Source organism: Pseudarthrobacter chlorophenolicus (assembly GCF_000962805.1).
GTDB classification, from domain to species: domain Bacteria; phylum Actinomycetota; class Actinomycetes; order Actinomycetales; family Micrococcaceae; genus Arthrobacter; species Arthrobacter chlorophenolicus_A.
Genome location: NZ_JZTW01000002.1, coordinates 101578 through 126000 on the forward strand (window position 1 = coordinate 101578; position 24423 = coordinate 126000).

22 protein-coding genes are annotated in these 24423 nt (G+C 67.5%); 13 read left to right on the forward strand and 9 right to left on the reverse strand.

The window, feature by feature from the left end:
• Positions 1 to 100 precede the first annotated feature (100 nt).
• Both UC32_RS03900 and UC32_RS03905 read right to left on the reverse strand, forming a co-directional pair.
• Entirely contained in the window at positions 101 to 793 is a 693-nt protein-coding gene (locus UC32_RS03900) for an SRPBCC family protein (RefSeq protein ID WP_045729953.1), read from the reverse strand.
• Positions 786 to 1418, reverse strand: a complete 633-nt coding sequence (locus UC32_RS03905; protein WP_045729954.1) for a winged helix-turn-helix domain-containing protein — start codon at positions 1416 to 1418, stop codon at positions 786 to 788. Before UC32_RS03905 ends, UC32_RS03900 begins: the two co-directional genes overlap by 8 nt.
• Positions 1419 to 1517: 99 nt before the next feature.
• On the opposite strand from UC32_RS03905, the gene UC32_RS03910 reads away from it, so the two are divergent.
• Positions 1518 to 2516 (forward strand): RluA family pseudouridine synthase, encoded by a 999-nt coding sequence (locus UC32_RS03910; RefSeq protein ID WP_045729955.1) that lies wholly within the window; start codon positions 1518 to 1520, stop codon positions 2514 to 2516.
• 40 nt (positions 2517 to 2556) lie between these two features.
• The gene (locus tag UC32_RS03915) at positions 2557 to 3174 is read left to right on the forward strand and encodes a DedA family protein (RefSeq protein WP_045729956.1); all 618 of its coding nucleotides are present in this window, start codon (positions 2557 to 2559) and stop codon (positions 3172 to 3174) included.
• A 24-nt stretch (positions 3175 to 3198) separates the two neighbouring features.
• Here the strand turns inward: UC32_RS03915 and UC32_RS03920 are convergent, their stop codons facing one another.
• From UC32_RS03920 to UC32_RS03930, 3 genes are all read right to left on the reverse strand, one after another.
• Positions 3199 to 3504 carry a hypothetical protein gene (locus UC32_RS03920; protein ID WP_045729957.1) on the reverse strand — a complete coding sequence of 102 codons (306 nt, stop codon included), beginning with the start codon at positions 3502 to 3504 and terminating at the stop codon, positions 3199 to 3201.
• Positions 3505 to 3594: 90 nt separating this feature from the next.
• Positions 3595 to 6408, reverse strand: coding sequence for a phosphoenolpyruvate carboxylase (gene ppc, locus UC32_RS03925; protein ID WP_045729958.1), 2814 nt, complete (start codon positions 6406 to 6408; stop codon positions 3595 to 3597).
• A gap of 123 nt (positions 6409 to 6531) precedes the next feature.
• Positions 6532 to 7218, reverse strand: a complete 687-nt coding sequence (locus tag UC32_RS03930) for an NADPH-dependent F420 reductase (RefSeq protein ID WP_045729959.1) — start codon at positions 7216 to 7218, stop codon at positions 6532 to 6534.
• A gap of 157 nt (positions 7219 to 7375) precedes the next feature.
• Between UC32_RS03930 and UC32_RS03935 the strand changes: the two genes are divergently transcribed.
• Positions 7376 to 8257 (forward strand): DUF1684 domain-containing protein, encoded by an 882-nt coding sequence (locus tag UC32_RS03935; protein ID WP_045729960.1) that lies wholly within the window; start codon positions 7376 to 7378, stop codon positions 8255 to 8257.
• A 22-nt stretch (positions 8258 to 8279) separates the two neighbouring features.
• On the opposite strand, the gene UC32_RS03940 is transcribed toward UC32_RS03935, so the two are convergent.
• Together UC32_RS03940 and UC32_RS03945 are read right to left on the reverse strand one after the other, a co-directional pair.
• A complete protein-coding gene (locus tag UC32_RS03940) occupies positions 8280 to 9476 on the reverse strand; it encodes an acyl-CoA dehydrogenase family protein (RefSeq protein WP_045729961.1) in 1197 nt (398 codons plus the stop codon).
• Positions 9473 to 10276, reverse strand: coding sequence for an SDR family NAD(P)-dependent oxidoreductase (locus tag UC32_RS03945; RefSeq protein ID WP_045729962.1), 804 nt, complete (start codon positions 10274 to 10276; stop codon positions 9473 to 9475). Before UC32_RS03945 ends, UC32_RS03940 begins: the two co-directional genes overlap by 4 nt.
• A gap of 144 nt (positions 10277 to 10420) precedes the next feature.
• On the opposite strand from UC32_RS03945, the gene UC32_RS03950 reads away from it, so the two are divergent.
• The 4 genes from UC32_RS03950 (at position 10421) to UC32_RS03965 (ending at position 15621) form a co-directional block, all read left to right on the forward strand.
• Positions 10421 to 11638 (forward strand): glycoside hydrolase family 76 protein, encoded by a 1218-nt coding sequence (locus UC32_RS03950; RefSeq protein WP_045729963.1) that lies wholly within the window; start codon positions 10421 to 10423, stop codon positions 11636 to 11638.
• Between the two features lie 170 nt (positions 11639 to 11808).
• Positions 11809 to 12867 (forward strand): iron ABC transporter substrate-binding protein, encoded by a 1059-nt coding sequence (locus UC32_RS03955; protein WP_045729964.1) that lies wholly within the window; start codon positions 11809 to 11811, stop codon positions 12865 to 12867.
• 4 nt (positions 12868 to 12871) lie between these two features.
• Positions 12872 to 14464, forward strand: a complete 1593-nt coding sequence (locus UC32_RS03960) for an ABC transporter permease (RefSeq protein WP_200896309.1) — start codon at positions 12872 to 12874, stop codon at positions 14462 to 14464.
• Positions 14461 to 15621 carry an ABC transporter ATP-binding protein gene (locus tag UC32_RS03965; RefSeq protein ID WP_200896310.1) on the forward strand — a complete coding sequence of 387 codons (1161 nt, stop codon included), beginning with the start codon at positions 14461 to 14463 and terminating at the stop codon, positions 15619 to 15621. Before UC32_RS03960 ends, UC32_RS03965 begins: the two co-directional genes overlap by 4 nt.
• Positions 15622 to 15632: 11 nt before the next feature.
• Here UC32_RS03965 and UC32_RS03970 read toward each other — a convergent pair whose 3' ends face one another.
• Together UC32_RS03970 and UC32_RS03975 are read right to left on the reverse strand one after the other, a co-directional pair.
• Positions 15633 to 17642, reverse strand: a complete 2010-nt coding sequence (locus UC32_RS03970; protein WP_045729966.1) for a glycoside hydrolase family 32 protein — start codon at positions 17640 to 17642, stop codon at positions 15633 to 15635.
• A gap of 182 nt (positions 17643 to 17824) precedes the next feature.
• Complete coding sequence (locus UC32_RS03975) at positions 17825 to 18433, reverse strand: YdeI/OmpD-associated family protein (RefSeq protein ID WP_045729967.1); 609 nt, start codon at positions 18431 to 18433, stop codon at positions 17825 to 17827.
• A gap of 151 nt (positions 18434 to 18584) precedes the next feature.
• Between UC32_RS03975 and UC32_RS03980 the strand changes: the two genes are divergently transcribed.
• The 6 genes from UC32_RS03980 (at position 18585) to UC32_RS04005 (ending at position 24328) form a co-directional block, all read left to right on the forward strand.
• The gene (locus UC32_RS03980; protein WP_045729968.1) at positions 18585 to 19322 is read left to right on the forward strand and encodes a hypothetical protein; all 738 of its coding nucleotides are present in this window, start codon (positions 18585 to 18587) and stop codon (positions 19320 to 19322) included.
• Positions 19323 to 19331: 9 nt separating this feature from the next.
• Positions 19332 to 19871 carry an NUDIX hydrolase family protein gene (locus tag UC32_RS03985; protein WP_015935952.1) on the forward strand — a complete coding sequence of 180 codons (540 nt, stop codon included), beginning with the start codon at positions 19332 to 19334 and terminating at the stop codon, positions 19869 to 19871.
• A gap of 87 nt (positions 19872 to 19958) precedes the next feature.
• Entirely contained in the window at positions 19959 to 21032 is a 1074-nt protein-coding gene (locus tag UC32_RS03990) for a DUF6707 family protein (protein ID WP_045729969.1), read from the forward strand.
• 48 nt (positions 21033 to 21080) lie between these two features.
• Complete coding sequence (locus tag UC32_RS03995; RefSeq protein ID WP_045729970.1) at positions 21081 to 21806, forward strand: SRPBCC family protein; 726 nt, start codon at positions 21081 to 21083, stop codon at positions 21804 to 21806.
• 138 nt (positions 21807 to 21944) lie between these two features.
• A complete protein-coding gene (gene tgt / locus UC32_RS04000; RefSeq protein WP_045729971.1) occupies positions 21945 to 23249 on the forward strand; it encodes a tRNA guanosine(34) transglycosylase Tgt in 1305 nt (434 codons plus the stop codon).
• 155 nt (positions 23250 to 23404) lie between these two features.
• The gene (locus tag UC32_RS04005; RefSeq protein WP_045729972.1) at positions 23405 to 24328 is read left to right on the forward strand and encodes a type IV toxin-antitoxin system AbiEi family antitoxin domain-containing protein; all 924 of its coding nucleotides are present in this window, start codon (positions 23405 to 23407) and stop codon (positions 24326 to 24328) included.
• Positions 24329 to 24423: the final 95 nt, after the last annotated feature.

Consider the following 24423-nt stretch of genomic DNA (forward strand, 5'->3'; position numbering starts at 1 on the left):
GAAATCGCTGGAACGGTGCCAAATCGCCGTAGCGGTACAGCGTCGCCGCACCGTTCCAGCGTCCCGGCACCTTCAGCGGCAGGGCAACGGCCCAGCCGGCCTACTCGTAGACGCGCTCCAAGAACCCGCTCCAGGCCTTGGCCGTGGTCTCCGAATCGCCGGCGCCGCTGAAATCGTGCACCGTCATACCCACGGGGGCGCCCCACGCGTTCCGCCCGAAGAAGCGGTACAGGCTGTCTGCGGTGCGGATGCCCAGGAAGTGCTCATTGGAGAAGTCCACCTCGCCCGAAAGCCGGCCCACGCCGTCGAGCTCTACCTCCACCTGGCCGCCCTGCACCGTCGACTCGACGCCCAGGGCGCGGCGGAGCCGTGCAAACCCGTCCGGCGCCTGGGATGCTTCCGGCCCCTGGATGTCCGTGAACACCACGGGCTTGCCGTCGAAGTGCTGCAGGTACTGGCCCAGGGTGTGCAGGTAGAACTCGGTGTGACGGCTGGCGCCGTCGTACTGCGCGTCCCAGTTGTCCGCGAAGATACCGCTGTGGACATAATGCAGCCGGGCCCGGCCGCCGTCCAGCGGCTCCAGGACGTGTTCAAGCTGGTTGAACCAGCCATCGGGACCGTCCATCCGGGAGACCAGATGGGTGGGGTACTCATTGACGGTCTTGACGTTCGGCCACTGGTCCGTGGGGAACATCCAGCCGGGGGTACCCGTAGTGACCGCCTCCCAGACACGCTCCGGCGTACCGGGCAGCTCGGCGTCGTAGACGATTTCGAAGTTGCGGTTCTCAGTCATTGTTCTGCTCCTTGGTTGCGGGTTCGTGTGAGGTTTCAGGGGACGGCTTGAGGACGGGATGCAGTGCCACCACCAGCCTGTGGCGGCGGCCCCGCGGGGACGGTCCGGCGTCGTGGTACTTGTCTACCAAGTGCGTGACGGCAACACCGAGTTCCTCGGCAAAGGCTGCCCGGTCCGCGGCGGAGCGGAAAGTGACTTCGCCGTCTATGGCGAACGTGGCGAGCTTTTGCCGGGCCGTCGCAGCTCCGGCGATCAGCTTTCCCACCTCCTGGACCATCCGGCCCGCGAGTGCCAGCAGCCAGAACGCCGAAAACCGATCGGCGAAACGACGCGGATCCGGGGACACGGAAGCCAGGGCCGAGGGCGAAATCAGGTAGGAGGCCGCGGAGGCCTGCAGGACGCGCTCGGTGACGTTTCCCTTGCGCCGCTCCTCTACCAGTTCCACCAGGCCGTGCCGTTCCAGTGACTTGAGGTGGTAGTTCACTTTCTGCCGCGGCAGCCCCACCCGGACAGCCAGCTGGGTGGCCGACGCCGGCTGCGCCAGTTCCCGGAGCATGGCCGAGCGGATGGGATCCAGCGAGGCTTCGGCCGCCGCGGGGTCCTCAATCACTGCAATGTCCAACATGGCTCCATCATGGCAACCGACAACTTTTTTTGTCAAGAACTTTTTTGTCGTCGGATAGCACGTGGCCTCGTCACGGGGCGCCGGTAGAATGGACCGGTGATGCAATCCCCCCTCCCCGTGCGCGACGGCGTTAACGCCACCCGCCTGCGCCTCCCGGACGAGGGCCCCTGGGAGACAGCTATGGACTACATGATGCACCGCTGGGGACACATCGATCCGCAGGGCATCGAGGACAGGTTCGACGCCGGCGAGATCGTTGGCGAAGGCGGTGTTCCGTTGAGCCGGCACACCAGGCTCGAGGACCACACCTTCATCTGGTACTACCGCACGCTTCCCCCGGAAACCCGGATTCCCGTGGAGCTGGGCATCCTGCACCAGGACGAACACCTGCTGGTGGTGGACAAGCCACATTTCCTGCCCACCACCCCCGGCGGCACCTACATCCAGGAATCGGCCCTGGTGCGGCTGCGGAACCAGCTGGACCTGCCGGACCTGATCCCCATGCACCGGCTGGACCGCATGACCGCCGGTGTCCTGCTGTTTTCCACCAACCCGCAGACGCGCGGCAGATACCAGGTGCTGTTCGAGAAGCGGCAGGTGCAGAAGCAATACGAGTGTGTTTCGGCCGCTGACCCCGCGCCGGGACACCCCGCCGTCGACTTCCCGGTGGTGGTCCGCAACCGGATGGCCAAGTCCCGCAGCTACCTTCTTGCCGAGGTGGTGGAGGGCGAGCCGAACGCCGAGACGCGGATTGAGCAGCTGGAAACGCTCGACGGCAGCACGGCCCCGGGTGCGCACGGCGCCGGGGCCCGCCTCGCCAGGTACCGGCTCGAACCGCACACGGGCAAGACCCACCAGCTGCGCGTCCATATGGCCTCGCTGGGGCTCGGAATCGTCAACGATGCGTTCTATCCCGAGCTGCTGGACAAGGCCCCGGACAACTACGGCAAACCCCTGCAGCTGCTGGCCCGCGGCATCCGCTTCGTGGATCCGATCTCGGGCCGCCCTGTGGAATACCGGAGCGGCCTCGAGCTCAGCGAAACCGTCCGGGCACGCTCGCGGACGGCGCCGGAAAACTTCGGGAATCCTGCGGCCTGACCCCGGCAGCCGGGCCGTGAAAGTGCGGTACCTTGTGGCAATGGACTTTGGCAGCGCTGACAGCTGGGGGGAAGCGATCTATTTCTGGATCATCCCCGTGGTCCTTGGCGATGCCATCTTTCCACCCATTCCGTCCGAAATGGTCGTCATCACCGGCGGCGCGCTGTCAGCAGACGGCAGGGCGAACATCTTCCTGGTGCTCGCCCTTGCAGCCCTTGCATCGTGGACGGGCGACATCGTGGTGTTCCAGTTGTTCCGCCGCCGCCTGAGCCATGTCCTGGACCGCTGGAAATGGGGCCGGCGGGTGCATCAGGGCATCCATGACGCCCTCGCGAAGGCCGGCAGGTCCTCCACCTACGGGGCCATCATCGGCGCCAGATTCATTCCGGGCGGCCGGCTTGCCACCTCCGCCGCCGCCGGCATCGCCAACGTTTCGGTCCGTGGCTTCAGCCTGTGCGCAGGCCTCGGAGCGCTGCTGTGGGCCTGCTGGCTGGTGGGACTCGGCTACTTCACGGGCTCGGCAACGAAGCTGCCCTTCTGGGCGAGCTCCCTCATCGGCGTGGTGCTCGGCCTGGTGGTGGGCGCCGTCGTCGGAATCATCGTTACCCGCCGTCGCGGCAACCGCTCCCCCGTGGAGGAACCCGGGCCGCTCGGCTGAGGTTCCCGGTGGAATCGCGGAAGGTCAGACGGGCAGCCACTTGCCGCGGCTGCGCCGCAGCACGCTCAGGGAACCCGTCAGCGCAACGCGTTCGACGGCGTCGCGCATCATTGCTGCCGATTCCACCGCCTGCCGGTTCTCGCCGCTGTATTCGGTGGCTTCGACCAGGAACCGCAGGTTGAGCAGGGGCACTCCGCCGGCAATCTGCAGCTGGTGCGACTCAACATGGTGGCGGGTTCCCAGCGCCTCGACGGCGGCGTCCATCACGCATTCGGGGGCGTTGCCCGGCCGGAGCCCGGTGATCTTCAGGCGGGTCTGGAACGAAGGCATGGCTTCAACCCTACCCAAACCCGATGCGCTATCACTTTTGGTCCCTAACAGCCGCTGTTAGGGACCAAAAGTGATAGGGCAACCCGGGGGTTAGCCCGTGTTGCGGAGGCCGGCTGCCACACCGTTGACGGTGATGAGCATGGCCCGCTGGAGGCGTTCGTCGATCTCGCCGTTGCTCATGCCCTCGCCGGCTTCCGCGCGGACACGGCGCAGCAGTTCCACCTGGAGGTAGCTGATGGGATCCAGGTACTGGTCGCGGACCTCGAGGGAACGCTTGAGCGTGGGCTGGGCATCCAGGAGTACGTGCTCGCCGGTCAGGTTCTGCACCTCGGTCACCGTGAGTTCGTATTCTTCACGGATGGCACGGAAAATGTGGTGCAGCTCCTTGGGGACCAGGGTGTCAACGTAGTAGCCGGCGATGTCCAGGTCCGTCTTGGCGAGCGTCATCTCCACGTTGGAGAGTACGGAGCGGAAGAAGTGCCAGTGCCCGATCATCTCCACCAGCTGCTCCGAGTTGCCGGCTTCGCGGGCGGCCTTGAGCCCTGACCCGACGCCGAACCAGCCGGGGACGATCTGCCGGGACTGGGTCCAGCCGAATACCCACGGGATGGCGCGCAGCCCGCCAAGGCCCGCACCCGAGTCAGGGCGCTTGGACGGGCGGGAGCCGATGTTCAGCGAGCCCAACTGCTCCACCGGGGTGGACGCCATGAAGTACGCCGGCAGGTCCGGGTGGTCGATCAGGCTGCGGTAGCGCTCGAAGGCGGCGTCGGAGATGGTTTCCATGACGTGCGCGTAGCGTTCGCGCTGGTCGTCGGAGGTCCGGGGGTCGCGGTGCAGCGCTGAGCCCTGAAGCACAGCCGCCAGCGAGAGCTCAAGGTTTTCGCGGGCCAGCTCAGGCAGCGAGTACTTGTCCGAGATGACCTCGCCCTGCTCGGTGAACTTGATTTCGCCTTCCAGGACACCGTTGGGCTGGGCCAGGATGGCATCGTACGTGGGCCCGCCGCCGCGGCCCACCGAACCGCCGCGGCCGTGGAACAGGCGGACGCGGACGCCGTGCTTTGCGGCGATGTCACGCAGCTTGCGCTGGGTTTTGTGAATTTCCCACTGGCTGGTCATCACGCCGGATTCCTTGTTGGAGTCCGAGTAGCCCAGCATCACTTCCTGGACGTCCCCGCGCAGCCGCACCAGTTCGCGGTAGGAGGGGTCGGAGAGGAGCTGGTCGATGATCTCGGCGGAGGCGCGGAGTTCCTCCACGGTTTCGAGCAGCGGCGCGAAGCCGAGCTTGGCGTAGGGCTTCTCGCCGAACAGGTTGACGAGGCCGGCTTCACGGGCGATCACGGCGGCGGCCAGGACGTCGTCCGCGCCGCGGGTCATGGAAATGATGTAGGTCTCGATGACGTCCGGGCCGTACATGCGCAGGGCCCGGCGGATCTCGCGGAAGACGTCGTAGGTGCCGTCAGCGGCGCCGTCGAGCTTGATCGGGTGGCCGGACAGCGGGCGGCGGGAGGCAAGCTCCGAGCCCAGGACCTCGAAGCGCTCCTTGCGGCTCAGTTCGGCGTAGTGCAGCCCGGGGCCGCCGATGCGGTCCATGAGCTGCCCGACGGCGTCGTGATGGTGGTCAGCGTGCTCACGGATGTCGAGGGTGGCCAGGTGCAGGCCGAAGGACGCGATGGCGCGGCGGACCCGGGCGAGGGCGCCGTCCGCGGCCAGCGACGCCGAGTGGTTGCGGAGCGACAGTTCCAGCAGGTCGAGGTCTGCCAGGAGTTCGTCCGTGCCGCTGTAGTCGCGGCCATGCTCGTGGTTCGAGTTTGCCACCACCCGCTTGCCGGTGTTCATCAGCTTGGCTTTGATGCAGGTCAGCTTCAGCCGGTAAGGCTCCTGGGCGTTCAGCTCCAGGACGCGCTTGTCCAGGCCGGGGAGCTTCTTCAGGTCGGCATCAATGGAATCCAGCAACACCTGGTCCGCGCCGGCCAGCGCCGTGGAATTGGAGAGGATGGAGATCAGCTCGTCAATCATGCCGATGCTGATGCGAATGGCGTTCTGGTTCTGGATCTGGAGGATCTCGCGGGTGACCGCTGCCGTCACGTTGGGGTTGCCGTCACGGTCACCGCCGATCCAGGAGCCGAACTTCACCGGGGCGTCCTGCGCGGCCAGGGTGACGCCGTGTTCACCGAGGAGTTCGGACAGATCAGACAGCATTTCCGGCATGGCGTCGGTAAGGATGCCGCCCAGGTAGTAGATGGCGTTCCGGGCCTCGTCCACCGGGGTGGGCCGGACCTGGCGGAGTTCGTCCGTCTGCCACATCTGGTCGATGACTTCGGCCAGCTGACGGTCCTGGCGGCGGCGGGCAGTGGTGCCCTCGGTGGTGGGCTGGGCCAGGACATCGGAGAGCTTGCGGATCTTGTCCAGCACCGATCGGCGGGAGGCCTCGGTGGGGTGGGCCGTGAAGATGGGGCGGACGTCCAGTCCGTTGACCACTTCCTGCAGCACCCCGGGCCCGGCCTGGCCGGCGATCTCGGCTACCGTCTTGGCGAGCCAGCCGTCCTTCTCGGCGCGGGTCCGCAGGCCACGGACGCGGTGGACCTGTTCGGCCGCGTTTGCCAGGTGGAAATAGAACGCGAAGGCGCGCACCAGGTCCGTTGCCTGCTCAATCGGCAGGGAGCCCAGGAGCTCGCGGACCTGGGCGACGACGTCGTGCGCGCTCCAGGGTCCGGTGGCATCCGCGCCGCCGCGGGCAGCCTCTTTGGATTCCTTGGTGAGGAGGCGGACCTGCTCAACGAGGTCGAGGAGCTCGGGCCCGTGCTGGCGGACCAGGGATTCGCCCAGCAGGGTGGAGACCCGGCGGACGTCTGCCCTGAGTTCGGAGGCAAGATCGGATTCGGGGTGTGCTGCAGTGTGAGCCATGGAAGCAATCTTTCGAGGGTTTCGGACTTGGCTCGTACACTGCGCTGGATACTGTGAGCCACGTTACTAGCAGAAGATGCTACCCCTTTGGCTCTGCGAAGGCCGAATGTGTCTCAGACTGTGTCAGCCGCCCCGCACCACCTTGAAGTTGAAATCTGGGGTGCCGAGGACCCCGAAGAGGCGCAGCCACAGGGGAAGCACCATCTCCGCACCGCGGGCGGAAGCTATATCCCCGAGGTCGATGATGTCCCGGTGGCCCAGTTCCTGCAGCAGCCCTGTGACCCGTGCCTTGGCCTCGCTGTCGTCGCCTGAGACGAACACCGAATGGTCGCCGCCCGCCAGCCGTCCAGGGTCAACCATCAGCCCTGCGTTCATGGTGTTGAGGGCCTTGACCACCTTCGCATCCGGAAAGGACCGCTGGATCCGCTCCCCCAGGCTTTCGGTGTTGACCGGGTTCAGGACCGGCGGCATTCCCTGGGAGAAGTCGAGCGGGTTGGACACGTCCAGCAGGACTTTCCCGGCCAGGTTGGCGGCCCCGGCGGCAGCAAGCGCCTCCAGCGACGCCGCGCCGTTGGTGGCATTGACCACCAGGTCGCTTACTTCCGCTGCTGCGGCAAACGTCTCCAGCCGGACGCCTTCATGCGCCGCCTGCCACTCTTTAAACGGCTGCCCGCCCATGGGGCCAGCCTCCGTGCGACGGGCAGTGTCCGCAGGATCCCTGGTTCCCACCACCACCTCGTGCCCCAGGGAGCTGAACGCCGCGGCGAGCGTCCGGCCCACAGTACCGGTTCCAAAGACTGCGATCTTCATGGTGTCTCCATCGGCGGTTATGCCTTCCTGATGCTTCAGAAGCGTACTCCTGCACGCCGCCCGGGCAAGGGGCTGCGGACTGCCAGCGCGGCGAGCGCCCACGGAATGAAGCGGGGCCGGCGCCGGTTGAAGCGGACAGGCACGATAGGAAGGAACCATGAGCACCACCACCACACCCGCAGGGGCCGCCGCGCCAACCGCGAAGCTCGAGCGCTGGCAGCGCTTCCGCGCGAACCGGGACAAGGCCCTGGCCGCCGTCCACGGCTGGCTCACGCTGACATCCTTCCAATGGCTGGAGGGCTCCCCTGCCGCGGTGGAACTCGTCCCCGGTTTGTGGTCCACGCAGGGGTACGGGTCCGCGGAAGGAACCGGTCCGGGGGAACGCACGACGGCGGTACTCACCGCAGTGCCGTCCGACGGGCTGACGCTCGTGGAGACCGGCGAAACGGTGGACGGCAGCATCACCGCGGTCCTCGCCGACGAGGAATCGCTGATGTGGGTGCAGTTCGGCGGCCCAGCCGGCGACCGGACGGTGGTGGAACTGGCCATGCGCGGCGGGCGGTACGCGATCCGCACCCGGGACGCTGAGTCACCGGTGTTCACAGGATTCGACGGCGTGCCCACCTACCCCTACAACCCGGAGTGGGAAGTGACGGCCCGGTTCGAGCCGTACCCCGCACCCGTCGACGTCCCCATCAGCACCGCCAATCCCCTGGTGGATGGCGTCCACAGGACCGTGGGCGAGGTGGTATTCCGGCTCCCCGGCAGTCCCCACGAGTTCCGGCTGCAGGCCGAGGAGGAGAAGCTCGGCGCCCTGACGGTCACGTTCCATGACGAGACAAACGGGGATACGACTGATGACTGGCGGAAGGTCTCACTCCCGCGCCCCCGCCCGGACGGCTCTGTGGTGCTCGACTTCAACCGGGCCATCAACTATCCCAGCGCCTTCACGCCCTACGGCACCTGCCCCATGCCGGTCCGGAACAACAGCCTGGACATCAGGGTTGAGGCGGGCGAGAAGCAACCGTACCCGGCCTAGGCAGAGCCCGGGAACCGGGGCCTCAAGCTATCGCCGAGATCCCGGTGATGGCCCTCCCCACAATGAGGGTGTTGATCTCGTAGGACCCTTCATAGGTGTAGATGGCCTCGGCGTCGGCGAAGATCTTGGCCATCCGGTAATCGGTGACGATTCCGTTGCCGCCGAGGATGGAGCGGCCCAGCGCCACGCTTTCCCGCATCCTGGCGCTGGCGTAGGACTTGGCCAGCGCCACCTGGGCCATGTCCGCCGAGCCTTCCTCCTGCAGCCTGGCCAGCTGGACCAGCATCCCCATGCTGGCCACGGCGTTGCCCAGCATGGTCACCAGCTGTTGTTGGATCAGTTGGAAGTGGGCCAGCGGCCGGCCAAACTGCCGGCGCTCCACGGCGTACTGCCGGGCAACGTCGAATGCCGCCAGCTGCTGCCCCACGGCCTGCCAGGCCACCATGATCCGTGAACTGCGCAGGAGCTCTTTGGTGTCGTCGAAGCTGCTGACCGGCGTGAACCGGTCGGCCTCGGCCACCCTGACGTCCTTGAAGACGATGTCCGCGTTCTGGACCGTGCGCAGGGCAATCTTGTTCTCAATCCGGCTGCGGGTGATGCCGGGCAGTGTGGCGTCCACGATGAACCCCCGCACCGACCCTGCCGTTTCGTCGCGCGCCCACACGAGCATGTAGTCGCAGAACGTCCCGTTGCCGATCCACCGCTTGGCTCCGTTGAGCACCCAGGCGTCGCCGCCGTCGTCGTCCTCCCCGGTTGCGGAGGAGATCCGCCGTGCCGTGGTTTCCATGCCGCCGGCCACGTCGGAGCCGTGAAGCGGCTCTGTGAGGGCGAACGCTCCCGTGATGCGGAGGTCCGAGGCGTCAGCGAGGAGCCGTTCCTTCTGGGCCGCCGATCCGAAAGCGTGCAGGGACTGGACGAACAGGTCGTGGTGGACCAGGAAGAATGTGGCGATCGAGGTGTCCACACGGGTCATTTCGGCAATGACCAGCCCGGCGAAAAGGTGGCTGTAGCCGCGCTGGGAGGGGGTGCTCAGCTCCAGGGCGGCGAGCTTGGGCAGGATGTGGGCCGGGAACTCAGCATTGTTCCACCAGTCCCCGGCGTGCGGGGCGATCTCGGCGGCAAGGAAGTCCCGGAGCTCGGCGAGCTTGTTCCGTTCCGCCTGGCTGAGCAAGGATTCGACGGCGAAGAAGTCTGCATCCGGCAGCCCGGCGGCACTCATTTGGGCCCCATCCGGATGGCACCGTCAAGGCGGATGGTCTCGCCGTTCAGCATGGCGTTGTCCACGATGTGCAGCACCAGCTTGGCGTATTCGCCGGGCCTGCCCAGCCGCGAAGGGTGCGGCACCTGCGCTCCCAGTGAGTCCTGCGCTTCCTGCGGCAGGCCCGCCATCATGGGCGTTTCGAAGATCCCGGGAGCGATGGTGACCACCCGGACCAGCGAGCGCGCCAGTTCGCGGGCGATCGGGAGGGTCATGGCGGCTACGGCCCCCTTGGACGCGGCGTAGGCCGGCTGCCCGATCTGCCCTTCGAAGGCAGCCACGGAGGCGGTGTTGATGATGACTCCCCGTTCGGGACCGCCCAGGTCCGTGCCGGCCGGTTCCGTGGCCACCATCGCTTCAGCGGCCAGCCTGATGACGTTGAACGTTCCGATCAGGTTGACCTGGATGACCCGGGTGAAGGCATCCAGCGGCAGTACGCCGTCTCGGCCCAATACCTTTCCAGGGGTGGCGATCCCCGCGCAGTTCACCACGATCCGCAGCGGCCCCAGCCCTGCGGCGGCTTCGACGGCGGCGCGCACCTCAGCCTCGCTGGTCACGTCCGCAGGGGCGAAGACGGCGGACTGGCCGGATGTTCCCGTTTCCACGGACGCGTTCAGTTCCTGTGCGAGCTCCGCGCCGGCCGAGGACGGAAGGTCCACCAGCACCACCGACGCTCCGGCCTGGAACAGCGCCCGGGCCGTGGCAGCCCCCAGGCCGGAGGCGCCCCCGGTGACCAGTGCTGCACTGCCTCTGACATCCATGCATCCTCCTTGATGTGGCCCCCAACGGCGCAGGCGGACCGCGACGTATCAGTTAGTCAATGTTAACTGAAATGCCGCCGGACTGCACGCATTGGACGTCCAGGGCAGGCAGCGCGGGGGTGGCGGCATGGCTAGGCTGGGCCCATGACGTCCAGTGATGCTTCCACACCCGACTGGCAGCAGCGGGCCAGCCATGCAGCGCAGTCCGTCACCGCACTGTTCGGCCGCAGGCTGCTGTTCCTGCCGAACACGCATCTGGCAGCGGTGACCTGGCAGGGCGGCCGGCAGGCGCGTGGATGGCGGGGCAAGCTGCGCACCCTCGCCGAAGCTACGGCGCTGCTCAACCCCTGGCACTACTGGTGGCAGGCACACTACGTCGACTGCCTGGTGGACACCGGCCGGCGGGAGCTGGGAAGCGGGGCCACCCCGGCGGCCCGGTTCAACGGCCCCACCAATCCAAGCGCCGGCCACCTGGCATCCCGCCTGGTGACGGGCATCCGGCTGCGCAACGCCTTCACGGTGGTCAACAACTACTACGACGACATGGCGTGGCTGGCGCTGGCCACCCACCGCCTGGACCGGCTCGCCGAAGAGACCCGGCGGCCGGGGCGCGGCCGCAACGCGCGGGTGCGCCGTTCGCTGACCCTGCAATTCGATGCCGCTGGAACCGATGACCTGGGCGGCGGTGTGTTCTGGAGCAAGAAGCGGGACTTCAAGAACACGCCGGCCAACGGCCCAGTGGCGCTGTACTACGCCCGCACGGGCGAAACAGCCAAGGCCCAGGCGCTGATCGACTGGCTGGATGCCACGCTGTTCGACGCCGATCAGCACCTGTACCTCGACGGGGCGCGCGCCGGCACGGCAGGGGAAGTACTGGTGGAGCGCACCGTGTACACCTACAACCAGGGGCCCGCACTGGGCGCGCTGCTCGAACTGGGCGGAGAGGCGAACCTTGCACAGGCAGCCGCCGTAGTGGACGGCGTGGACCGGCTGCTGACAGTCGCAGCCTCCACACCCGGGCAGGGCAGCGTGCTCCGCTGCGAAGGAACGGGCGACGGCGGCCTCTTCACCGGCATCCTGTGCCGGTACCTGGCGCTGGCCGCAAGGGACCCCCGGCTCCCCGACGCGACCCGCCGCACCGCATCCCGGCTGGTCACTGATACGGCACAGGCCTTCTGGAACGGCCGACGCACCATTGAGCCCGGCGAATCAGCCGGGGCGGCACCAGATGCCAGCATCTTTTCCCTGCACGCCAACGCGCCCGCCGCACGCACCTACCCGGCGGGTGCCGCCGTCGAACTTTCCACCCAGCTGCAGGCCTGGATGGCAATCGAAGCGGCCACAACCCTGGCCACGGAATAGAATTAAGTCACGCCACACTTCCGTAATTATTGTGATGCTGGTCACCTTAAGCGCTTTCCCTGTAGTTGCTTAGGGTTGCCTACCCTACAGTTTTGCGAGGGCCCTTCCCCAAGGCCCGCACGGACCGGCAGTAACGGTCCCCCTGACATTTCCCAGAAAGCAGCTCCTCAATGAAGATCCGCAACCGCGCTCTGGCCGGCATCTCCCTTGCCGCGTCCGCTGTCCTCGGCCTGACCGCCTGTGGCGGCAGCACCACCCCCGCAGCAACGTCCTCTGCATCCGGCAGCGCCGCCGGGGCATCAGGCGAAATCACCGTGTACAACGCCCAGCACGAAAGCCTCACCAAGGAATGGGTGGACGCCTTCACGGCGGAGACCGGCATCAAGGTGACCATGCGCCAGGGTTCGGACACCGAACTGTCCAACCAGATCATCCAGGAAGGTCAGGCTTCCCCGGCCGACGTCTTCCTCACGGAAAACTCCCCCGCCATGACGCAGGTGGAAAACGCCGACCTGTTCGCCGATGTGGATAAGGCCACGCTGGAGCAGGTCCCCACCGAGTTCCAGCCCTCCACGGGCAAGTGGACCGGCATCGCTGCCCGCTCCACCGTCCTGGTCTACGACAAGGCCAAGATCTCCGAGGACCAGCTCCCCAAGTCGATGCTCGACCTCGCCAAGCCGGAGTGGAAGGGCAAGTGGGCCGCTTCCCCCACCGGCGCGGACTTCCAGGCCATCGTCTCGGCGCTGCTGGAGCTCAAGGGCGAAGACGCCACCGAAGAATGGCTGCAGGGCATGAAGGAGAACTTCAAGGCCTACAAGGGCAACAGCACCGCCATGAAGGCCGTCAACGCCGGTGAAGTGGATGCCGCCCTGATCTACCACTACTACTACTACGGCGACCAGGCGAAGACCGGCGAGAACTCCAAGAACGTCACGCCGTACTACTTCAAGAACCAGGACCCGGGCGCGTTCCTGTCCGTCTCCGGCGGCGGCGTGCTGAAGTCCTCCAAGAACGCCGCGGCCGCGCAGGAATTCCTGAAGTTCGTCACCGGAAAGAAGGGCCAGGAGGTCCTGAAGAACGGCACGTCCTTCGAGTACGCCATCGCTTCCGACGTTCCGGCCAACGACAAGCTGGTCCCCATCAAGGACCTGCAGGCCCCCGCCGTGGACGCCGCCAAGCTCAACTCCGAGAAGGTCACCGACCTGATGACCAAGGCAGGACTCCTCTAATTCCGTGACCACCGATCTATCGGCTCCCCCTTCGGGCGAGAGCACGACGACGGCGGGCCGGGGCAAGCGCCCCCGCCCGCCTTTCGGCGTTTCAGCAGTGTCCATCGTGGCGGTGCTGATCGCCCTGTTCTCCCTCGTTCCCCTGGGGTACGTGGCCTACATGACGGTGGCAACCGGCTGGGACACCGCCGTCGCACTGATCTTCCGGCCGCGCGTGATGGAGCTGCTGCTGAACACGCTGCTGCTGACCATCATCACGGTGCCCCTCTGCTTGCTGCTGGGTGTGGCGGGCGCCTGGCTGGTGGAGCGCACCAGCCTCCGCGGCCACCGGATCTGGGCGGTCCTCCTGGCCGCCCCGCTGGCCATCCCGGCATTCGTCAACAGCTACGCCTGGGTCTCGGCGGTGCCCTCGATGGGCGGGCTGTGGTCCGGCGTCCTGATCGCCACGCTCTCCTACTTCCCCCTGGTCTACATTCCGGCAGCGGCGTCCCTGAGCCGGCTGGACCCCGCCATCGAACAGTCCGCCGCCGCCCTGGGCCTGGGCAACTGGGCCACGTTCTTCCGGGTGGTGCTCCCCCAGCTGCGCATCGCGATGACCGGCGGCGCGCTGCTGGTTTCGCTGCACCTGCTGGCCGAATACGGCGCCTTTGCGATGATCCGGTTCGACACGTTCACCACCGCGATCATGGTGCAGTACCAGTCCACCTTCAACGGAGCCGCCGGGAACATGCTGGCCAGCGTCCTGGTCTTCTTCTGCCTGCTCCTGCTCGTGGCCGAGGTCCGGAGCCGCGGCACCGCCCGGTACGCCCGGATCGGGCCCGGTGCCCAGGGCAGGGCTTTGCGGCTTCCCCTGCACGTCTACCAGCTGCCGTCCCAGCTCTTCCTCATAGCCCTGACGGCACTGGCTTTGGGACTTCCGCTGTTCTTCGTCCTGCGCTGGACCGCGCTGGGCGGGGCCCCGGCGTGGGCCGCCGACGAGTTCCTCCCCGCCCTCCTGGCTACCCTGGGCTACGGCCTTGCCGGTGCGGCGGCCACCACCGTGGTGGCCTTCCCCATGGCCTACCTGGCGGTCCGGCATCCCGGCTGGTTCAGCAAGTCCCTCGAGCTCTCCAACTACATCACCAGCTCGCTGCCGGGCATCGTGGTTGGCCTGGCCTTCGTCACGGTCAGCATCCGCTTGGTGCCGGGCGTGTACCAGACTGCCGGCGTGCTGGTGGCCGCCTACGTGTTGCTATTCCTGCCGCGTGCCCTGGTCAGCCTCCGCGCCGGCCTGGCGCAGGCGCCCAAGGAACTGGATGAGGCTGCGCAGTCCCTGGGCAAGCCGCCGCTGGCGTCGTTCATCCGGGTGACGCTCCGGCTCACCGCGCCGGCGGCCGCCGGCGGCGCGGCGCTGGTGTTCCTGGCCATCGCCAATGAGCTGACGGCCACGCTGCTCCTGTCGCCCAACGGCACCCGCACCCTGGCCACCGAATTCTGGAGCAAGAGCAGCGAGATCGACTACGCCGGCGCCGCCCCCTACGCGCTGCTGATGATCCTGCTCTCCGCTCCGATGACCTACCTCCTTTTCCAACAGTCCAAGAAAGTAGCCGGACAGTGACAGCACCATCCACATCGAGGTTGCCGGAGCCCCGGGTCTCCCCGTCGGTGGCGGCCAGCACCAACACGCACCTGCAGATCATCGATGTCACGAAGAACTTCGGCCCTCAGGAGGTCCTGAAGGGGGTCAACCTGGCAGTGTCCAAGGGCGGCACCACCGCCATTGTGGGCCCTTCCGGTTCCGGCAAGACCACGCTGCTGCGGCTCATTGCCGGGTTTGAACACCCGCTGGCCGGCAGCATCGCCCTGAACGGCTCCACTGTGGCCGGCGACGGTGTCTGGGTCCCCGCCCACAAGCGCCATATTGGCTACGTGGCGCAGGACGGCGCACTCTTCCCGCACCTCACGGTGGGGCAGAACATTGCTTTTGGACTGGACACCGCCAAGCTGTCCGGCGGCCGCCGCGCCGTGGCGGGCCGCGTCAGCGACCTCCTGGAAATGGTGTCGCTGGACCCGGCCATGGCCAAACGCCGGCCCCACCAGCTTTCCGGCGGCCAGCAGCAGCGCGTCGCCCTGGCCCGGGCATTGGCCCGTGAACCTGAGCTGATGCTCCTGGACGAACCCTTTTCCGCGCTCGACGCAGGGCTGCGGGTGGCTACCCGCCGCGCCGTGGCGAAGGTCCTGGCGGAGGCCGGGGTCACCACCATCCTCGTCACGCACGACCAGGCCGAGGCACTGTCCTTCGCGGACCAGGTGGCCGTCATGCGCGGCGGAAAACTGGCCCAGATCGGCAACCCGTTCGTGGTGTATACCCGCCCCGCGGACCGCGCCACCGCCGAGTTCCTGGGCGACGCCGTGATCCTGGATGCGTGGATTGAAGGCTCCCTGGCCACTTGTTCCCTGGGCGGCATCCCGGTCCGCAGGCCGCCGGCCCAAGGCCCGGCACAGCTCATGCTCCGGCCCGAACAGATCCGGATCGCCGAGGACGGCGACATCCGTGGCGTGGTGGTGGACACCGACTACTTCGGTCCCGAAACCACCGTCCGGCTCAAGCTCTCCGTCCCGCCCGAACTGGCCAAACGCACCGACCACCGGTATCCCGGTGGCGGGGAGATCATCACCATCCGGCACTGGAATGCCTCCATAGCGAGGCCTGGCATGGAACTGTGCCTCCGCGTGGTGGGCGAGGGCGTGGCGTTCCCCGTCGAGAACCCCTAGCTGGAATTGCCCTAGCTTAAATTGCCCTGGCGGATTGAGGCCAGCGGCGTGACGGTGCCCTTGCGCAGGGTCACGTCGCCGCCCTCCTGCACCAGCCGGGTTTCCTTGGTGCCCACGGGCGGGAAAACCAGGGAGGTCAGCGCCTGCCGGCCGCCGTCCGCGAAGACCTCCACCGAGGACCTGTCCACGTACACGGCCAGGTGCACTGTGTCGCTGCCGGAACCCGCTGCCGGTGCAGGCCCGGATGAATTGCCGCCTCCGGCGCGGACCTGGCCGTAGGCCCCGTCCACCTTGGTGCCGCCGGTGGCCACGGCATCGCCGTCCCGGGCCACCACCGCCCGGCCGGTCCGGAAGTCGTACCCCACGGTGGCGTACGCCTTGCCCGCGCCCTGCAGGAGGACCCGGGCTTCACCGGCCCCGTTGGCAGGCCTTTCCAGTTCCAGGTCCACCTTGTAGGCCCCGCTCTCCGGGACGGGCAGTACCTTCCCACCGCCCAGGTTCCCTGCCGGCACCTCGCTGGCCTCCCCCTCCAGTGACTGCAGCGCCGGGGTGGGTGCCGAGACCAAAGCCGGCCGGCCGCCGTCGGACTCCAAGCGGATGTCCCGCACCACGGATGCCGCACCGAACCAGCCGTCGGTGGGGAGGTCCCGGGCGTAGGCCCAGTTATTCATCCAGCCGATGGCGTGCCGGGAGGCTTTGCGCTGGCCGTCCGTCAGGCGGGGATCGTCCCAGGTGACGGCGGCGTAGAAGTCCGAGCCGTCGTCGAGCCACTGGTGGCCGCCCTCCGGCGTGAAGGCTTCCCCGTCAAAGCTGCCGGTCCAGTACGCCAGGCCGGTGGTGCGGCCTTCCTCCGCCCCGTTGGCCCCGGCGGCGAGGACCCAGGTGCGCTTGGCGGGGTCGCCGTCCACGTCCATCTGGAAGAAGTCCGGGCATTCCAGGATGCCCATCCCGTCCTGCTCGAACGCGGACACATACGTCCACTTTTTCAGGTCCGGCGAGGTGTAGAAACCGATCTTGTGGCCCTCGGCGAGCAGCATGAGCCACTGATTGTTGGCGTCATCCCGCACGATCCGCGGGTCGCGCCAGTGCTCCGCGCCAGGGTTGTCCATGACGGGGTTGGCGTCGTAGTTCTTGAAGCTGTAGCCGTTGTCCGTGGAGTAGAAGAGCGACTGGCGCTGCACGCCGGCGTCCTGCTGCGTGAGGACGGCGATCACAGCGCCCTTGCCGAACCCTGCGGTTCCCTCGGTGTCCACCACGGCGGAGCCTGTCTCAATATCACCGAGTCCGTTGCGGAACTTCTCGATGGCTACGCCCTCGTTCTTCCAGTGCACCAGGTCCGTGCTGGTGGCGTGGAACCACTCGGTGCCGTTCCCTTCCGGGTAGTCGGCGTTGTAGAGGTAGTAGTAGTGCCAGAGACCGTCTTTGAAGAAGGGCCGCTGCGGATCGTTCATCCAGCGCTGGTCCGGGGTGAGGTGGTAGGCGGGCCGGTATCCGGGGTCCTTCGCCGGGGCCGCAAGCGCGGCGGCGTCCGGCGATGGCCAGGTCTTGGCAACGCCCAGGTCCGTGAGGAGGGCATCGCGGGCCTCGGCGCTGATACAGTCCGGCAGAGTCACGCGTCCGGCATCCGCGGACACGGCGTCCGAGGCACTGCTCCGGAGGTAGACCTGGCCCTGGACCCGTGCACCGGCCAGCCAGCCCGCTCCGCACTCGATGCTCCGGACATCCTCTGCGCCGTCCGCCTGGACTTCTTCCCCGCGCTCGAACAGGGTCCGGTTGTTGCCCTTGAGCCACAGCGGGGCGTAACCACCGGACCGGGCCTTGGACGCCTCCTGGGCGGCCGCCACGCCGTCCAGCACCCGCCCGGCCGTGGCTTCCAAGCCGGTGCGCGCCCGCCCTGCGAGGACCAGGGAGAGGACCAGCACGACGACGGCCGCCACCGCCACCGCGGCCCACAGGACCGGGCGGCGCTTCACAGCCGTGGCGAGGGCGGGCAGGGCAGTACGGGGAGATTTTCGGGGCATGGTTTCAATCCGTCGCTGAACGCGCAAGTACCGTCCCCCGGGGTCGGGGAACGGCACCAGCGCAAGTTAGCCATCAAATCTACCGGTCCGGTGCCAGGAACCCAACTGCGCAACCATCGCCGCACGTCAGTGGCGTAACGTTTTGGCACTACCACTTTCAGGGACCGGGGTCGGCGGCCGGCTTAGGGCTGCGGAGCGTCCCCGGGACGCTTCTTCTGCGGGTACGGCGCCTCGCCGCGGGCCAGCATCTCCACGAATCCGGCGATCTTCCGCTCCCGGGTGGCAGCCTGCTTCACCGAGTTGGTCCGGTAGATCAGCGCAAAACGGTTGGTCCTGGTCAGGACATCGAACATCGCCTGCGCTGCCGGCACGGCGGAAATGGCGGCGGCCAGGTCCTCGGGAACTTCAGCCGTCGCCTGCCCGCCGTAGGCGTTGTCCCATCGGCCATCTGCTTTCGCCGACTCCACGGCCTCCCTGCCGGCCTCGGTCATCCTGCCCGCCTCCTCCAGCCGGGCAATGTGGCCAACATTCCGTGCGGACCAGGGGCTCCGTGGACCCCGCCGGGTCATGCGCTGGAAGGAAGTTTCGTCGTCGCGCCGCCTGCCCTGTCCATCGATCCAGCCAAAGCACAACGCCTCGTCCAGCGCCGCGGCGTAGTCGAGTTCCGTCACCGTACCGCCTTTCTTATGCAGCACCAGCCACACCCCCGGGCTGCTCCGGTGGTTCTCCTCAAGCCAGGCCCGCCAGGCAGCGGCATCAGGCACCAGCAGTTCCTCGAGTTCAACAGCCATGGCCCTATTGTGCCCCCGCCCACCGACATCACAAGGCCTGCACTACCGGCACGGATGCTCCGGCCCAACCGTCACGTCCGCCCGCGCGGGCCCGGGCGGCCCTGTGCCATCATGGGCATATAGCCCCGATTCCGAGCTTAAGGACCCCGTAATGCTCCGCGTCCGCCCCCTGCATTTCACCTCACGCATCGACAACTGGGAACGGTTCCTCACCGCCCTGGGGCTGGTCCTGACCGAAGGGGACGGCAGCTTCCGCGTCTTCGACTCCGCGGCCGGGCGGCTGGCCGTGCACAGCGTCCCCGAGGGGGATCCGCTGGACGGCAGCACCACCCTTGCGGTGGAAGTGGGCGACCTCGCGGAATTTGCCCGCCGAACCAACGAGTCCGCGGCGGCGGAGGACGGCAGCACCCCCGCAGAACTGGTCACTGCGGACCATGGGAATGCCTGCAGAATCAACGGGCCGGACGGCTTCAGCTTCCTCGCGGACCCGGCCGGGCACGGCGCCCAGTGCGCCGACGCCGATCAGGCGCTGGCCGTCGTCGCGGTCTGGTTCACCCAAGACACCGAGGGCGCCGCCCGCACGCTGCGCCACGTCGGCGCCCGCCCGCGGCCCGTGCCGGACAGCGACGAAACCGCCGACTTTACCGCCAAGAACGGCGGAGTCCTGATGGTCCGTCCTGCCTCCGGGCCCTCCCGTTCGGGGCTGGGCTTTGAGTACGACGGCGGCCTGGAACCGGTGCGGGAACGGCTCGCCGCCGCGGGGTTCGAAGTGAGCGTAACGGAGGAAGCGTTCGGCAGCACCCTGCACGTGGCCAACCCGGACGCCACCGTGTTCGCCGCCAGCGTGCCCGCCACGGTGTGGATCTCCGAGCGCCGCCCCATGGGGTAGAACTTAACCATGAACGTGCGCACCCCTGACCCGAATCCCGGTTGGCTCTCCGAAGAAGACCTTTTTGAGGCGCGTGGCCGGCTGCCCATGGTTTATGTGGAAGCGGTTCCGGTCAGGCTGGACCCGCTGGGTTACGTCAACGAAGTGGGCACGCTGCTGCAGGCGGACGACGACGGCACCATGGTCCGGTCCCTGGTATCCGGCCGGGTGATCTACCGTGAAACCATCCGCGCCGCGCTCCTGCGGCACATGGAAAAGGACCTGGGCCCCCTGGCATTCCCGCAGCTGCCCATCAGCCCGGTGCCGTTCACGGTGGCCGAATACTTCCCGGCGCCGTCCCAGACCGGTTTCACCGATGAGCGGCAGCACGCGGTGTCCCTGGCCTACGTCATCCCGGTGACCGGCGAATGTGAACCGCGCCAGGATGCGCTGGAACTGACCTGGATGACCCCTGACGAAGTCCTCAGCCCTGGTGTCCAGCTCGAGTTCAGCGGCGGCCGCGGCGGCCTCATCCGGCAGGCACTGGCTTTCGCGGGCGTCGGCTTCTGACATCCCGCGGGGACGTGGGGGTCCCCGGTTTCAGGCACCCGCCTTTGTAGACTGTAGGGCGGACCGCAAGAGAACTTAAGGACTCCCATGACCGAAACACCGGCCCGGCAACACCGCGAGCAGCAGGCTGGATCACTGACCACCGGCAGCCACATCCTCCTGCCCGACGGTGAGCGGACGGCGGAAATCCACCAGCTGGAGCTGCAGCGGGATGACTTTGGCGTGCCTGCCCTGGTCCTCGCCAGCCTGACGGGCGGGGGAACCCTCCGCATCGCCGCCGGCAGCACGGTCACCCTCGTTGACGCAGCGCACGACGCCGTCACGCACCTTCCGCGGGCAGCCGCCCCGGAGGGGATAGCACCAGGGCCGGATGCCACGGCGCCGGACACCCGGGGGCCGGATGCGCGCCCGGCCGGTGCCGCGGCAGGCACGGAAGCCGGGCAGGAGCAGCCCGGCGTTGAGCCGGCCGCCAACGCGCAGGCGCCGGCCGTCGTCGTACCTCCCCTTCCGGCGGCTCCGCCCGCAGCCAACGGGCCCAGCGACGAGGAACTGGCGCTGATCCCCGCACCGGGCGGCACCCCCGAGTCCGTGGTGGAAGCCGCCGCGGAAGCGCACCCGGACGCGGTGGGTGTCCTGCTGCTGACGGACCGCCTCTCCAAGGGCGTGAACTTCAAGTCAGGCAGCTGCCTGAAGGACCTCACCGACCTCGCCCATGAACTGTTCGTCGCACTGAAGGACGCGGAGGGCGCGCTGTCCATCGCGGACCTCCTCACAGTGCTGCCGTACGACGGAAACCCAGGGCGCTGGGCGTCCGTGGAGGCGTCCCTGGCGCTGGCCAGCTACATCTGCCGGCAGGACGGCCAGGACGAACGCGCGGCGGTGTACGAGAAACTCATCCGCATCCCCGAAAGCCAGGAAACGGATCCGTTCAAAGCCCGGATGGCGGCCAAGGTACGGCAGCGCTCGCTCAACGAGCCCAACCTGTACGACAAGGAAATCTTCCGCTCCATCGACAACTCCAACCACGACGCAGAACGTGAATGGCGGCTGCTGCGGTTGGAGTCGCTGCTGTTCCTGCGTGCGCACGGCGGGTCGGAAACCATCGGCATGTCCGAGCTGGAGCGCCGGATCGGCAACGAACTGGAGGCCGTGCGGGCCTGAACAAATTAGGCCTACCGGGGCCCCGGAGGGAGTTGTAGATTCGGGGCTATGACGAACAATCTCAGCGTAGTGATCAACGCCGATGCGCCGCAGGTCTGGAACATGCTGCGTGAACCGTCCCGGGTGGCCCAGTGGCATGGCTGGCAGGCCGAAGACCTTGATGCAGAAATCAAGGAAATCTACTTTGCCGACAACGTGCAGGAAGCACCGGACCACACCAGCCTGACCGTCCACGGCGGCGATACGTTCGAGCTGCATCCTGTGGCCGGCGGGACACGGGTCAACGTCACCCGCGGGGCGCTGGACCATAACTCCGAATGGGCCGCCTGGGACGAGGACATCACCCAGGGGTGGCTCACGTTCCTGCAGCAGCTCCGCTTCGCGTTGGAGCGCCACCCGAACGGCGCACGGCACACACTGTTCCTGCAGCTGCCGGGCGGCCCGGGGTCCGCGATTGAGAAGCTCGGGCTCACCGACGTCCCGGCTCCGGGCGAGGACTACCGCCTCACGCTGGGCACGGGGGAAGAGATCTCCGGGAAGGTCTGGTACCGCAGCAACCACCAGGTGGGGCTCACCGTCCACGACTACGCCGCGCACGGCGAGGGGCTCCTGGTGGTGGCCGACCAGCCGGTCATCGAGGACGTACGGCCCGACGGCGGCTCCATGGTGATTGCCTCCACGTACGATCTGGGCGCGGCGAAGGTGGACGCCATCCGGTCCTCCTGGGATTCGTGGCGGAAGTCCGAATATCCCGAATCGGATCCGGTCAGCTGACGGGGCGCTAACTGACGGATCGCTGGCTGACGGCCTGGCTGCCCGGGATGTGAGTTCGGCTGGGCGGGTGTTGGCCGGCGGGGTCCGCGGTGGGCCCTGCTTTGTTGGTGCCGGGCGGTTTGCTGGCACACTGGTACGGTGCCAGCCAACCCCGCCCCCGCAACCACTTCTGATCCCGCGCTTCCGGCGGAGCAGTCCGCATTCTCGTTCACGGTGGGGACCCGCCTGGGTGAATCCTGCCTGCCGTCGGCCGCGCAGGTCTCGGAGAACGGCGGCGAATTCCTGGGCCGCACAGGCACCATCACTACCCCGCACGGTGAGATCCAGACGCCGGCCTTCATCGCCGTCGGGACCAAAGCCACCGTCAAGGCCGTGCTGCCGGAGTCCATGGCGGATCTCGGCGCGCAGGCGCTGCTGGCCAATGCCTACCACCTCTACCTGCAGCCGGGTGCCGACATCCTTGACGAGTCAGGCGGGCTGGGCGCCTTCATGAACTGGGCAGGCCCCACCTTCACCGACTCCGGCGGGTTCCAGGTGATGAGCCTGGGTTCGGGCTTCAAGAAGGTCATCGACATGAAGTCTGTCGATGCCTCCGGACCGGACGATGCCGTGGCCCCCGGCAAGGAACGCCTTGCGCACATCGACGATGACGGCGTCTGGTTCAAGTCCCACCTGAACGGGGACCGGCACCGCTTCTCCCCCGAGATTTCCATGCAGGTCCAGCACCAGATCGGCGCGGACATCATGTTTGCCTTCGATGAGCTGACCACGCTGCAGAACTCGCGCGGCTACCAGGAGGAATCGCTGGAGCGCACCCGGCTGTGGGCCGAGCGGTGCATCGCCGAGCATTTCCGGCTCACTGAGGAGCGGGTGGGCAAGCCGTACCAGGCGCTGTTCGGCGTGATCCAGGGGGCCCAGTACGAGGACCTGCGGCGTAAGGCCTGCCGCGACCTGGGCGCCATGCCGTTCGACGGCTTCGGGATCGGCGGGGCGCTGGAAAAGGAAAACCTGGGCACCATCGTGCGCTGGTGCAACGAGGAGCTGCCGGAGGACAAGCCGCGGCACCTGCTGGGCATCTCCGAGCCGGATGACATCTTCACGGCCATCGAGAACGGCGCCGATACCTTCGACTGCGTCTCCCCCACCCGCGTCGCCCGCAACTCAGCGTTCTACCACCCCACCGGCCGGTACAACCTGTCCGGCGCCAAGTACAAGCGCGACTTCGGCCCGTTGCAGGATGGCTGTGACTGCTACACCTGCCAGAACTACTCGCGGGCGTACATCCACCACCTGTTCAAGGCCAAGGAAATGGTGTCCGCCACGCTGATCTCCATCCACAACGAGCGCTTCGTCGTGAAGATGGTGGACGACGCCCGCCTGGCCATCGAGGCCGGCACCTTCTTCGACTTCAAGGCCGAAACCCTGGCGAACTACTACTCCTAAGGCAGTGAGGCGGCCTCCCGCCGTCGAAATCGCTGGAACAGTGCGGGGACGCTGAACCGGAACAGCGTCCCCGCACCGTTCCAGCGTCCCCACGCTTTTCCACATAACGACGGCGGTACCTGGCCTGGGCGCGGAGCCCACCCGAGGCTGGGTCCATGACACAGCTCCCATCACTTCCGGCCACAGGAAACCTCTGGCGAACCGACCAGTTGCGTGCCGAGGGACTCAACTCGCGTGCGGTACGTCAGCTTGTCAGCAGCGGCGACCTGGTCCGGCTGCGCCATGGCTGCTATATCCGTGCTGCGGTGTGGGCGAAGCAGTCCGCCTCGCTGCGCAGTGTCCAGCTGGTCCACGCCCACGCCTACGGGACGCTGACGACGTCAACCGGCGGATCCGTTTACAGCCATACCTCCGCGGCGCGGCTTCATGGCCTCTTCCTTTGGAATGCTGACGACATGATCCATCTGCTGTTCCGCGTGCGGCCGTCCCGCGAACGCCTCGGCAAGGATGTTCGTGGCCACACCCGGCCCTACAGCGACGCAGAAGTCCTGACGCTCAACGGGCTCCGCGTCACCACGCTTGAACGGACGGTAGTGGATTGTGCACTGATGCTTGACTACCGCCAGACGCTGATTCTGATGGACAGCGCACTGCGCCTGGGCGCGGACGCCGGCCTTATCCGGGCTGCGGCGGATGGGCTGGCGGGTTACCGCGGAGTACGGAACCTCCGGGCAGCACTGGCCAACGCGGACTCCCGGGCCGAATCGGCAGGGGAAACACTGACGCGGGAACTCATCTGCAGGCTCAAGCTGCCCACGCCCGAGGCCCAGGTGGAGGTCTACAGCCGCGCAGGCTGGTACCGGCTCGATTTTGCGTGGAAGGAGAAGAAAGTGGCCCTCGAGTTCGACGGGAAGGTCAAGTACTTCGACTACAAGCCCACGGCCGAAGTCCTGTTCCAGGAACGGCGCCGGGAGAAGGCGCTCACCGAAGATGGCTGGCTCTTCATCCGGGTGGAGTGGAAGGACCTGTTCCGGGAGCAGGAGTTCAAGCAGCGTGTCCTCGCGGCACTCCGCCGGTAGCCGACTTTCCTTCCCCGCAGCGGGCCCCCGCCGTCGAGATCGCTGGAACGGTGCGGGGACGCTGAACCGGAACAGCGTCCCCGCACCGTTCCAGC